A 12,912-nucleotide genomic window follows, 5' to 3' on the forward strand; every position below is an offset into this window, starting at 1 on the left:
GCTCACCGCGGTGAGCCTTTCTCTATTGATCGGACGATGCTTCTGCACTAGGCTCCTTACGCTCCATAATAGGAGCTTCTTCGCCTTCGACGCTTTTCTTCGTCACAATGACCCGGTCCACGTCGTCCATCGATGGGATGTCGAACATGGTGTCTACCATAATCTCTTCGATGGTGCCGCGAAGGCCGCGGGCGCCCGATTTTTTCTTAATGGCCTTTTCCGCAATGGCTTCCAGTGCGTCGTCTTCAAAGACGAGCTCCACATCGTCCATGTCGAAAAGAGCCTCATATTGCTTGACCAATGCATTTTTCGGTTCCGTAAGAATGTGAACCAATGCATCTTTGTCTAATTCTTCAAGGGTAACGGTAACGGGAAGGCGACCGATAAATTCCGGGATCAGACCGTATTTCAAAAGGTCTTCCCCTTCCAAATGTTTTAAAAGGTCTTCTTCATCGTGTTTGCTACGCTTGATTTCAGTTCCGAAGCCGATTCCCCCTTGGCCCAAGCGATTTTCGATAATCTTATCTAAAGAATCGAAGGCGCCGCCTAAGATAAAGAGAATATTCGTCGTATCCACCTGGATAAATTCCTGATTGGGATGCTTCCGTCCTCCTTGGGGAGGCACATTGGCTTCCGTGCCCTCGATCAGCTTTAAAAGCGCCTGTTGAACGCCTTCGCCGCTGACGTCGCGGGTAATGGATACATTCTCGGATTTGCGGGCGATCTTGTCGATTTCGTCGACGTAAATAATGCCGCGCTCGGCAGCCTCCACATCGTAATCCGCCGCCTGGATCAGCTTCAAGATGATGTTCTCCACGTCTTCGCCTACATAGCCTGCTTCCGTTAAAGAAGTGGCGTCGGCAATGGCGAAGGGTACATCGAGAATGCGGGCCATGGTTTGGGCGAGAAGAGTCTTCCCGCTACCCGTGGGGCCCACCATTAAAATATTACTTTTTTGTATTTCTATATCATTATTCGTCGAGTTTGCGTTTTTTTCCTGTGCCCGAATACGCTTGTAGTGATTGTAAACCGCTACGGCCAGAGCGCGTTTGGCGCTTTCCTGGCGAACGACGTAATCATCTAAAGTCGCCTTGATTTCGGCAGGCGTCGGCAGCTTCCCGAGCTCTTTGGAGCCCTCTTCGCTTACCGGTTCCTGACCTAAAATATTCTCACACAAATGGACGCATTCGTCGCAAATATACACATCGGGACCGGCGATAAGCCGTTCCACCTGGTCTTGCGATTTGCCACAGAAAGAACAACGCAAATCTTTGGAATTATTTGGCATGAACGCTCCTAACTATTGACGCTTTTCGATAACATCGTCGATGATGCCGTAATCTTTGCCCTCTTCGGCGGACATAAAGAAATCTCTGTCCGTGTCGCGCTCGACTTTTTCGAGGGGTTGACCGGTTCTTTCGGCGATGATCCTATTTAATTGATCCCGTGTCTTTAAGATTTTTTCCGCGTGAATTTGGATGTCCGCCGCCTGTCCTTGGGCGCCGCCTAAGGGTTGGTGGATCATAATATCCGCATTGGGCAGGGCGTAGCGCTTGCCTTTTTCACCGGCAAGGAGCAAAAATGCACCCATCGAAGCCGCAAGACCCACGCAGATCGTGGAAACATGGGGCTTAATATATTGCATGGTATCGTAAATCGCAAAACCTGCGCTTACGGAACCGCCGGGAGAATTAATATAGATTTGAATATCCTTGTCCGGATCTTCCGATTCAAGGAATAATAATTGTGCGACGACGAGATCCGCGATTTGATCGTTAATTTCTCCCGTTAAGAAGATAATACGATCTTTTAAAAGTCTGGAATAAATATCGTAACTGCGTTCGCCGCGATTGGTCTGTTCGACGACCATGGGGACTAATGCCATAGTGTGCCTCCTTAAATAGCGAGGCTCTTTACAGCCTCTTATTTGTCTTCTTTATCTTCAGCCGCTTCTACTTCTTTCGCGTTTTCTACGAGGAAGTCTACGGCTTTTTTACGTTCTAAATCCGTCTTCAAGGCTTCGGAATTATCTTCGATCATGGTCTTAACCATTTCTTCTTGCTTGTCTTCGTCGCCTTTGAAGTAAAGAGCAGCCGTTTCGCGAGCGTACTCTTCGATTTCCTTTTCGCTGATTTCGAATTTTTCCGCTTCGATTACCGCTTCTAAAGCGAGTTGCTTGCGCACTTCCGCTTCGGCGTCGCCGCGCATGGAATCCTTAAAGTCATCTAAACTTTGGCCGAGCATGCCCAGGTATTGTTCCAATTGAATGCCTTGGCTGCGCATATTATTGTCCATATTGCGAACTTGCTCTTCAATGGCATTGTTGACCATTGCATTGGGAACGTCTACTTCCATATTGTCCGCTACCTTTTCGAGGACGCGGTTAATACGTAAGTTTTCCGCATTGGCTTCCACTTCGGCGGTTTTCTTTTCGCGAATGTCCGCTTTGTATTCTTCCACCGTGTCGAATTCGGAAATATCTTTAATGAATTCGTCGTCAACTTCGGGAAGTTCTTCCTTGGCGATGGAGTTAAGGGTAATGTGGAATACGGCGTCCTTGCTCTTTAAGTCTTCGTTGAAGTAATCTTCGGGGAAAGTAACGTCGATGTCGAATTCATCGCCCACTTCGTGGCCTACGACGCCTTCTTCAAATCCGGGAATAAAGCTGCCGCTGCCCAGTTCGAGTTCTTGGTTTTCGGCACTTCCACCTTCGAAAGCTACGCCGTCCACTTCGCCCTTGAAGTCGATATTGACCTTGTCGCCTTCTTCGGCTGCGCGGTCGTCGATATTGATGCGACGTGCGTTCAGGTGACGTTGCTTGTCGATTTCATTTTCGATTAATTCGTCGCCGACTTCCGTGGGTACGGCTTCGATTTCCACGCCTTTGTATTCGCCGAGTTTCACTTCCGGCTTAACTTCCACGTCGATATTGACAATAATATCTTTTTTACGATCGAAATTTTCTTCGTCGATGTCCACATTAGGTTGATCGATTACATCGAGTTTCAATTCGTCGATGGCGTCTTGATAGTGCTTGGGAAGCACTTCGTTTAAAGCATCTTCGAAGAAAATGCCGTCGCCGTAGAACTGTTCGATAATCTTCTTCGGTACGTGGCCTTTACGGAAGCCCGGTACATTGAAGTAGTTCTTGTTTTGTTTATAGATCTTCATTTCCGCTTCGCGAATTTCTTCCGCGGGAATGGTTAAATCAAAGTAAACTTTATTTTTTTCTTGCTTTTTAATCTCTGTCATCGATATCCCTCCATAATTTATATCTAAAGCATTATACCATAAGGGCACTAAAATCGACAGTTTAAGGGCAAAAAACACTCTTTAAAGGGAATTTTCCCCCTATACACGCCGTTCATAGACGAATTGACAGTAAGGACACCGTATAGAAACTTTTCCCTTGCCCTTGGGAACTTTCGCCACCTTATTGCAGGACGGGCAATGAACGTAGCGATAATACCTGCGGTTTTTAAAGCGCACCCACATGGTTTTGAAAGGGGCTATGAGCTCACGAAACCGGGCATTTTCCTTTCGTCGCTTTCCCCGATTGGTAGAAAAAGAGCGCAGGAGGGCGATGATGATCACGATGGATGAGAGATTGAGAAAAAGATTCCGCTTATAAAAATAGGAAAGGGCGAGAGCCGCAAAACCTAGGATATAGAGCGCCGTGTTTAATCCGTCCCATCCGTAGCGGGTGCGCATAAACTGCCGCCATTTTAGTTTAAGCTTATTCCACACTCGCTTGATAACTCCTTACGGTTTCGGCGCTCTTTCGATATTTTTCCATTTCTTCATCGGTTAGGTTCAAGGTAATAATCTTCTCAATTCCGTCCTTGCCGATAACACAGGGCGTTGAGACGAACACATCGTCTACGCCGTATTCCCCGGTATGGAGAGCCGATACTTGAAGGGACTTCTTCGAGTCGAAGTGAACCGCATCTAAAATATCGTTCACCGTATTGGCGATGCCGTATTGAGTGCTGCCCTTACCGAAAAAGGCCCGGTGGCCCCGGTAGACCACAGATTCTTCAATGGCGTCCTTATCGGCGGTGAGATTATTCTCTTCTATATATTGATCGAAGGGAATGTGATTGATCTTAACTTGAGAGTAGGGAAGGAACTGGCTGTCGCCGTGTTCCCCGAGCATCATACTGTTTACGGAGTGAACAGATACGCCATAGGTTCTCGCGAGAATAGTTTGGCTCCGTTCGGAATCCAGTGCCGTGCCGCTTCCGATGACCCGGGATGCGTCGAGCCCTGAATATTTCCACACGGCGTAGGCGATAGCGTCGCAGGGATTGGTTACCACGACGAAGACGCCGTCGAAGCCCGCCGCCATAATCTTCGGAATATAATCCTTTACATCCTCGTGATTATTCTTAAATTCGTCGCGACGCTGAGCGTTTTCGGGAATGCGACCGCTGGCCACGACGATCTCTTTCGCCTTCGCCACATCCTCGATGGTGCCGGCGATAAAAGCCGTGTCGTGGGGGTAAAAGCGATTGGCATCTTCCAAATCGCTGACCACGCCGTCTAATCGCTTTTCGTCGATATCGTAAAGAACTATTTCATTGTATCCGCCGCGCAGAGCCGCCGTGTAGGCGACGATTTCCCCTACATGGCCTGCGCCGATAATGCCGAGTCTTGCCATAATAACTCCTTTTATTTAACTAATTCCCGCAAAGCTTCAAACTCTTCCACGCTTAAGGTAATGCCCTTTGTCATGCGGGAGTGATCTTCGTTCCAGCCGCGAATATCGAATTTCGCAGGCGCCCCGTTGTAGGACACCCGGTTTAATTCCTTCGTCCAGCCATTGTTCGACGTTCCCAGAACGCCTAAATGTTCTACAATTTCAAATGAAAAATCAGCCATAATGCCTCCTAATTGAAAAAAGCGCCTTGGGCGCTTTTTTTATGCCACCGATACGACGGTATAACCGGCATCTTCTACCGCTTTTTTAAGGACATCCTCCGAAAGGTTTGCGCCTTCCACTTTGGCTTCGCCCGGTTCCAATGTTACCGTGGCCTTGACGCCGTCAAGGTCGTTTAACGCTTTTTCAACGCGTCCCACGCAGTGTTGGCAGCTCATACCTTCGATAGTTAATGTTTTATGTTCCATAAAAATTTCCTCCTTTTTACCTTCTTTGTCTTTATACCCTTTTACTCCGGGATTATCAATATTATTTTCATTCTTTAAAGAAATTAATTTCGGTTCAACGGAAATCTCACCGGTTTCCGAACGATCCGCCTCTTCCAACTTTACGAGATTTAAGCGAAGGGCGTTTGTTACGACGAAGACCGAGCTGAAACTCATGGCGAAGGCGGCGATCATGGGGCTGAGCGTCCAGCCGAAGGATTTATAAAATACCCCTGCCGCCACGGGAATACAAATCACATTGTAGAAGAAGGCCCAGAATAAATTCTGCTTAATGTTGCGAATGGTGGCTTCGGAAAGTTCCACGCCGCTCACCACATCTAAGAGATCGCTGTGCATTAAGACCACGTCGGCACTTTCCATGGCGATATCCGTTCCGGCGCCGATGGCAATGCCCACATCGCTTCTAGCAAGGGCCGGGGCGTCGTTAATGCCGTCGCCGACCATAGCGACCTTCCCTTCTTCCTGATACTTCCGCACAAAGGCTTCTTTTTCGTCGGGCAGGACGCCGGCGTGAATTTTATCGATGGCGAGATCTTTACCGATCACTTCCGCCGTCTTTTCATTGTCGCCGGTGAGCATAATAATACGCTTGCCCTTGGCCTTTAGTTTTTCCAGGGCTTCCTTCGAATTTTTCTTCACCACATCTTTCGCGGCGATAAATCCGAACAGCTCTTTCTCCGTTGCGAAAAAGAGAGGTGTCTTTCCTTCGTTGAGCGTGCGTTGAAGTTCGCCTTCTACGCCGCTTAAAGAATGTCCCAGCTCTTCCATTAAGCGAATATTGCCGCCGTAGAAAACTTCGCCGTCGATAGTGGCTTTCAGTCCCCTACCGGGAAGGGCCTCGAAATCTTTTACATCTTCGGCCGCTTTCTCGCCGTATTTTCCTTCGAAGCTGCGAATAATACCTTCCGCCAAGGGATGCTCCGAAGGTTTTTCAAGGGCATAGGCCAATTCGAAAAGGGATTCCGCACTTCCATGTAAGGCAACTACGTCGGTAACGAAGGGCTTACCGTTGGTGATGGTGCCCGTCTTGTCTAAAATCAGTGTATCCACTTCGTGGAGGAGTTCCAAACTTTCCGCACTCTTGTAGAGCACGCCGGCCTTGGCGCCCTTCCCCGTGCCTACCATAATGGCGACGGGTGTAGCCAGGCCGAGGGCGCAGGGGCAGCTGATGACGAGAACGGATATGGCGAGACGCAGGGCAAATTCCTTGTCGGCGCCTAGGAAGAGCCACACCGCCGCCGTAATCAGAGAAATGGCGATGACGATGGGCACAAAGACCCCGGCCACACGATCGGCGATCTTCGATATAGGTGCCTTCGTGGCATTGGCATCTTCCACGAGCTCGATAATCTTCGAAATGGTCGTGTCGTCGCCCACGCGAGTCGCCTCCATTATGAGCCGACCCTGTCCGTTGGTAGTGGCCGCCATAACCTCGTCCCCCGGTCCCTTTTCCACGGGAATGGATTCGCCGCTGAGAGCCGATTCGTCGATGGCACTTAAACCTTCCACAACCTTTCCGTCTACGGGCACATTTTCTCCGGGACGGAGGACGATTTGATCGCCTATGACGATTTCTTCTACGGGCAAGACCATTTCCTCGCCGCCGCGAATAACCCTCGCTTCCGAGGGTGTCAAGTCCATAAGGGAGCGAATAGCGTCCGATGTGCGGTGCTTGGCACGGGCCTCGAGCCACTTGCCGAAGTCGATTAAGACCACGATCATAGCCGCCGATTCAAAATAAAGTTCGTGTCCGTAGTGAAGCACCCGCTCCATATCCCCGTGGCCGAAGCCATAGGAAAGTTGGAAGATGACGATAATGCCGTAAACATAAGCGGCGCCCGAACCGATGGCGATCAAGGCGTCCATATTCGGATGGCCCTTCGCCAGGGACTTAAAGCCGTTGATATAGTAATGGCGATTCAAAAACAATATGGCCGTGGCCAACATAAATTGCAGAAGGGCAAAGCTCATTAAATTTTCCGTACCCGTTAAAAAACCGGGAACGGGCAGCCCCATCATGGGCCCCATGGCGATGTAGAAGAGGGGGAGAAGCAAGAGAACCGAGGCGATTAGTCGCTTCTTTTTTTCCGCGAGATCGACTAAAAAGGGATCTTCCGCCGGCTCCTCTTTTTTCTTTCCCTCGGCTTTCTCGGGAAATGCCTTGTATCCCGCGTCGTCCACCGCCTTTAAAATAGCATTTTCCTTGCCCTCATCGGCGACCACCTTCATGGAATTGGTCAGGAGATTCACCGCTACGGAATGTACCCCTTCCACCTTGGAAACTTCTCGTTCCACAGCGGCGGAACAGGCGGAGCAGGTCATCCCCTCCACTCTAAATTTTTGTTCCATAAAACCTCCTTTTTCTATAAAATACATTACCTTTCATTCATGTATTTATATCCTACCAATTCACTTGGCAATTGTCAATTTTCCCCGGCCTCTGCGAGGAGTTTTTCTATGGCCTTTTCCTCATCCGATCTTATCTCCACTTTATGGAAATTTCCGTCCGCCGAAGTCCAGAGATAAAGATCGGGTATCTCCCCTTTAATAGACTCATAGGCCTTGCCGTAAAGGGCGATCTGCAGGCGGTATTGATCGATCAGATGAGATCCTATGCCCCGCTCTCCGGTTTTAAAGTCCACAACGGCCGGGCGACCGTCGATGATCCGAAGCTGATCGTAAAATCCTTCCAAAGTAACCTTCCCGAAGTTGGCGGAGAAGGGTATTTCCGTGCCGAGAATTTCCGCCCCTTCCAGTGTGCGATCATAGCGATCCATGGCTTCCTTTAAACGGACAATATTGATGCCGAGAGATTCTCCTCGCTTTAAAATTCGCACCTTTAAATCCTCGTCGGGGCTTTTTGCCCTCTGGGCATAGTGGTGAAAGAGGGTACCGAAGGCCAGGTAATTCTCTCCACTGCCCTTGCCTTGCTCGAGAATCTTCTCTTCCCGTTCGCGCAACAAGCCGCTGGCAGACACCACCTTCCGCTTATTGAGGCGAATCGGCGCTCGCTCGGAGATCGACACAAGGGGATCTTCTTCAATTGGAGACGGTACCATTTCCCTTACGTCCTCTTCCTCGAATTCGACCCCTTCTAAATAAGACAGGAGACCTGCCGAACTTTCCTTCGACTTGATGAGATAAAGATAGTTTTCCGCCCGCGTCATGGCCACGTAGAGCAGACGGCGAATTTCCTCCCGATTCTCTGCTTTTTGAATCTCCCGATTAAGATCATAGACAGCCGACGATCCGGGTCTGCGAATGCCCGCGCCGTACTTGGCCGAGTAATTAAAGAGTCCCCCTTCCCCTCGCTCCTTGGCGAATAGATTGCCTATGTAGACTCTCTCGTATTCCAGACCCTTGGCGCCGTGCATGGTGGAAATGTCGATATCCGCCTCGCCGCCGAACACCGCTTCCCCCACCTTCTCCCGCTCCGAATCTTTCGTCACCTGATCCAAAAAGCCTTCGATACTATGGCTTTCACCCTCGTAAGCTTCCGCAAGGGACAGAAAGGCGTCTACATTGGCCACGCCCTGTTCCCCTCTTCGGCGGAACACATGGTGGTAATAGCCGCTCCAATCCACAAGTTCCTTCAAAAAAACATAGGGAGAACGGAGAGATTCCCGCTCTTTTAAAAACTCCTCGAAACGCAGCCGACGGGCCATGGCATCGTCGCCGAGAGGAAGGCCCTTTTTCGAGCGGTAGAGATCCTCCCTGGACCAGCCCACGAAAGGCGAGCGTAAAGCGGCGAGGGAAAGATTCCCCTTGGCTTTCGCTTCCAGGGCGATGACGAGATCTCGCACTTCCCTGGCCTCGTAAAAGCCGTCGGAACTTCTGTTGCGATAGCGAATCCCCTGCTCCCGAAACACCTCTTCGTAGATGCTCATCCATTTTTTCCGCCAAAGGAGAAGGGCCCGGGAAGAGGCGGGGTGCTTGCGAATATCCTCGGCGATCCAAAGAGCTTCCCTTCGAATGGAATCTTCATCATCTTCCCCTTCGCCCACGTCGATTCCGCGGCACTCCCATTCCCCTTCCCCATGGCCGATGACCTCATCGCCTCTGAAAAGATCGGCGAAGTAATCTTTTATAGTGCCCACGAGCTCAGCGTGGGAGCGGTAATTGTTCACGAGGGCCATGGACGTGGCCCCATCTTTTACCATCTCCTCGCCGAAAGATTGACTCGTCATTAAATCGGCGCCCCGAAAGCCGTAGATAGACTGCTTCTTATCGCCCACGATAAAGAGCGTGCTATCCCCTTTCAGTGCCTTCAGCAGACGAATCTGGAGCGGGTTCGTGTCTTGAAACTCGTCCACGAGTAAATGATCGTAAGCGGGTGCGGCCACCCCCGATTCCAAAAGAGCCGTGGCCTTTTCCAGGAGATCCTGAAAATCCACGACGCCCCTTTCCCCCTTCGCCTTGCGATAAGATGCGTCCAGCAGTTTCAGCGTGTTGTTGATAGATTCTATATAGGGCTTATTTTCCCCTTCGTATAAGAGCCCGAGCTTTTCTTTTAAAACTTTAAACTCCTCGTTTAAAGGGCCTTTCGCCGCGGCGAGTCTGCCGATGGCAGGGAAGTTTTCGAAATAAGCGAGCTGCTCTTCAGGACTCATGGTTTTTAGAGCTTCGATGCCCAGCGTTTCCAAATACTTGTGCGTCTTGGAGCTTCCGGAGCCGATGGCCATACGAAGTCTCTCCGTAAAATCGAGCCACTCCCCTAGAACCTCGTCGCCTATTTTCTCTGCCGGACGAAGTTTGTGGAGCACGCCCTTGGTGCGGTACTTGTCGTAGGATTCTACAAAGCCATATTTCACCCCTTCCGGAGAAATATCCGCCCCTTCCATTAAATCCAAGAGCATCTCGTCGGAAAAAACCTCCGGCGCCACCTCGTCGAAACTCCACTCCAAAAGAGCCCGGGCTTCCCCCTCGTTTAACTGCTCCATAGCTTCCAGAGTGTCCGCTTCAATATCGTAGAGGGAAAGAAGATGGCGACAGAAACCGTCGATGGTCATCACCGTCACCCGACCCGGCGCGATCTCTCCGAGGGCCGATTCGATCCGCGCCCCCATTTCCTCGGCGGCACGATTGGTAAAGGTAATGGCGAGGACCCGGTCGTCGGTCTCCTCCAAAATATGCTTCACCCGCTCCGTCAGCACACGGGTCTTCCCCGCTCCGGCGCCGGCGGTAAGGAATATGGAGCGATCGTAGCCCGTAGCGGCCGCTTCCTGCTCCTTATCTAATCGAAACATAAACTCTCCTTTCTACAAAGATCGACGAAATCACAGTACTCGCATACGGTCTCATTATTGGGCTTGGCGGGAAAATCACCGGCGACCATGGAATCGATGGCCTCCTGAAGAGCCTTCTCCGCCCCGTCTAAAAAAGCGGCGAATTCCTCTTCCGAAAGCCCCCGCTCTTTCCGCAGCCGGTAATAACCGCCGGCGTCTTCCACATTCCGAAGCATCACCGATTCCGCTCCTTTTTCAATGGAAACATATTCGAGAGACACCACCTTCTTGTCGATAAAGCGGCGCGCCCCCGCATACATAGCGAGCTGCATGGCCTCGTAAGCCATAATGGATTTGAAGGAGGGCGTGTTCTTCGTCTTGTAATCGATCAACACCTCCCGTCCCTCGCCGTCTTCATCGATGCGGTCGATTACCCCTCGCACGGAGTAATCCCCGAAGGGATAGGTAAAGGGCGCCTCGAACCGCGTCGGGCGAAATCCCTTGTTTCGCTTCTCGTCGGCGAGACGCTTTTCTTCGTTTTCGATAGTGGCGAGAAGGGCCCGCAGCATATCTCGCTTTAAGATCGGGCGAAGATAATCCGCCACCGTATGGCCCACGGTGGAGTCGAAACCTCTTGCGAGAGCCTCTTCAAGTTCCCCTTTCTCCAGATTCCCTTGAAAGTAACGGGCCAGAAGATCGTGGTTAAGATTCCCCGTGGATAAACGGCGCTCGCGTATAAGCCCGTCTACCTCCTGATTCAGCACGCGACCGGCGAAGTATTTAAAGGGGCAGGACAAATAGAGATCCACGGCGGAAGGAGAGAAAGAAGCCCCCTGCATTTCCTCCAGGCGATGGGCTCGCGCTTCCTCGCCGAAGCCCTCTTCCGATGTCGAGAGCATGCCTTTATTGGGGAACACTTCACCCCCTTCGTCCAGGTCTACCACATCCCCTTTAAATTGCGCAAAAAGAGACGCCGCTTCCCCGTCGCCCCATTTATAGAGGAACGCTTCCTTCGCCGATGCGACGGAATAGGAAAGGGCCAAACTGTCCCGTTCGGGAGAAAGATAATCGGGAAAGAGCCCCGCCTTTTGCAAAGGTTCGATATTGGTGTAATGAACCAGATCATTTTCGCCGGCCGCGCAGGGGAAGCGATGGTCCAAGCCGAGTACGTAAAGCACATCGTAATCATAGCCGAAGCCCGCCGTAAGGGAAGTGACATTCACCCCTTCCTGCCGCTGTCCTTCCATACCGCTTCTGAGGATCGACTCAAATTCCTCGCCGGTCAGCTCCCCGTAATCCCTGGCCTTAGATTCAATGGCATGGAGCAAAATCTCCCGACTTTCGGGATCGAGGATATGTGAGATCTCCTCTGTCCGCCGAGCGAAATCATGGAAACTGCCTTTACCGAAGCCCGAAAGCTTCTCCAAATAGTCCATGGAGCTGAAGAGCAGATCCTTTTCCTCCTCCTCTAAAAAAAGGCGGAGAGATCGGCGACTCTCCCAGTCGGAAAGATCGTCCATGCCCACGCTCTCTAAAATCTGCGCCAATCGCCTACCTTCTTCCATAGCGCACAAAGGCGAACGTAAAAAGGCCGCCAAATTGGGGATCTTGTCGTCCAATCGCCAAAAAAGGCGTAGCAAGTCGAAAACCCCGTTCTCGTCAAGGGGAAGAACTTCCCGGGCCACGGGAATCCCCGCAAGATCGAAGCTCTTCTCAACCCCTTCTCTATCTTCCGAATGGAGCACCATGACGCCCATCTTTAAGTCCGGGCGAGCAACCAGGCGGTGGTACACATCCTCCACGACATGGCGCAAGGCCCGCTCCCGCTGAAGAGACTTCGACGCCGTAAGCTTAACCTCGTCCACATCCCCGTCCATAAAAATTACGGGCGACAGACGCTCCTTTAAAAAGCGGGTCGCAGAGTCGTCGTAGCCCTTAAAAGGCAGATAGACTTGCAGGTCGCAAACCTCGTCCAATTTATATAAAAGAGCCCACTCGTCCCGGGAAAAGCCCGTAAAGCCGAAGACATGGTAAACCCGCTTTTCGTAAACCTTAGAGGCGAGAGCCTCCTTCGTAATCGAAAGCTTGCCCCGGAAATTCGCTTCCCGGCAGGCCTTTTCATAGCAATCGAAAAGCTCGGGAATCTCCCCTCGCCAGGAATAGGGAAGTTCCTCGTAATTTACACCTTCCACATCCATAGCTTCTATTAGGCGAAAGAGAGATTGCAGCTTCTCCAAAGATTCCACGGCTCGAAACACCGTATTGCTTTCCCGCAGATACTTGCGGAAATAAAAGAGGGCCTCCCCTTCGCCCCGGGGAGCGTCGATGGCGAGGATCTCCGTCAGATCGTCGAAAGTGAAAAAGTCGATATGGAGAAAACCGCCCCGATCCCTCAAAAAATCCTTCGCACGGGCAATTTGAGCCAGATTGGGCATCAAAACGGCGCGCCGACCGGCTACATCTTCCCGAAAAAGACACTCCGGACCGGCACCTAAAGGCAATTCATAACACTTCACAAAAA

At 51.0% G+C, this 12,912-nt stretch carries 9 protein-coding genes; all 9 read right to left on the bottom strand.

Features of this window, described 5'->3' with window-relative positions:
- Positions 1 to 22: 22 nt before the first annotated feature.
- Positions 23 to 1,288 (bottom strand): ATP-dependent Clp protease ATP-binding subunit ClpX, encoded by a 1,266-nt coding sequence (clpX, locus tag PEPTYR26121_RS00900; RefSeq protein ID WP_180498324.1) that lies wholly within the window; start codon positions 1,286 to 1,288, stop codon positions 23 to 25.
- Between the two features lie 12 nt (positions 1,289 to 1,300).
- A complete protein-coding gene (gene clpP / locus PEPTYR26121_RS00905) occupies positions 1,301 to 1,885 on the bottom strand; it encodes an ATP-dependent Clp endopeptidase proteolytic subunit ClpP (RefSeq protein ID WP_180498326.1) in 585 nt (194 codons plus the stop codon).
- A gap of 38 nt (positions 1,886 to 1,923) precedes the next feature.
- A complete protein-coding gene (gene tig, locus PEPTYR26121_RS00910) occupies positions 1,924 to 3,252 on the bottom strand; it encodes a trigger factor (protein ID WP_180498328.1) in 1,329 nt (442 codons plus the stop codon).
- A 99-nt stretch (positions 3,253 to 3,351) separates the two neighbouring features.
- Positions 3,352 to 3,747 carry a zinc-ribbon domain-containing protein gene (locus PEPTYR26121_RS00915; RefSeq protein WP_218956303.1) on the bottom strand — a complete coding sequence of 132 codons (396 nt, stop codon included), beginning with the start codon at positions 3,745 to 3,747 and terminating at the stop codon, positions 3,352 to 3,354.
- Positions 3,737 to 4,660 carry a lactate/malate family dehydrogenase gene (locus PEPTYR26121_RS00920; RefSeq protein WP_180498332.1) on the bottom strand — a complete coding sequence of 308 codons (924 nt, stop codon included), beginning with the start codon at positions 4,658 to 4,660 and terminating at the stop codon, positions 3,737 to 3,739. The genes PEPTYR26121_RS00915 and PEPTYR26121_RS00920 overlap by 11 nt, the downstream gene beginning before the upstream one ends.
- Before the next feature lie 11 nt (positions 4,661 to 4,671).
- The gene (locus tag PEPTYR26121_RS00925) at positions 4,672 to 4,881 is read right to left on the bottom strand and encodes a YdbC family protein (RefSeq protein ID WP_180498334.1); all 210 of its coding nucleotides are present in this window, start codon (positions 4,879 to 4,881) and stop codon (positions 4,672 to 4,674) included.
- 39 nt (positions 4,882 to 4,920) lie between these two features.
- Positions 4,921 to 7,515, bottom strand: a complete 2,595-nt coding sequence (locus PEPTYR26121_RS00930) for a heavy metal translocating P-type ATPase (protein WP_180498336.1) — start codon at positions 7,513 to 7,515, stop codon at positions 4,921 to 4,923.
- Between the two features lie 74 nt (positions 7,516 to 7,589).
- Positions 7,590 to 10,412 (bottom strand): UvrD-helicase domain-containing protein, encoded by a 2,823-nt coding sequence (locus PEPTYR26121_RS00935; protein WP_180498338.1) that lies wholly within the window; start codon positions 10,410 to 10,412, stop codon positions 7,590 to 7,592.
- Positions 10,400 to 12,907 (bottom strand): PD-(D/E)XK nuclease family protein, encoded by a 2,508-nt coding sequence (locus PEPTYR26121_RS00940; RefSeq protein ID WP_180498340.1) that lies wholly within the window; start codon positions 12,905 to 12,907, stop codon positions 10,400 to 10,402. Before PEPTYR26121_RS00940 ends, PEPTYR26121_RS00935 begins: the two co-directional genes overlap by 13 nt.
- Positions 12,908 to 12,912 lie beyond the last annotated feature (5 nt).

Source organism: Aedoeadaptatus nemausensis, from assembly GCF_903819165.1.
In the GTDB taxonomy this organism is placed as follows: Bacteria; Bacillota; Clostridia; order Tissierellales; family Peptoniphilaceae; genus Aedoeadaptatus; species Aedoeadaptatus nemausensis.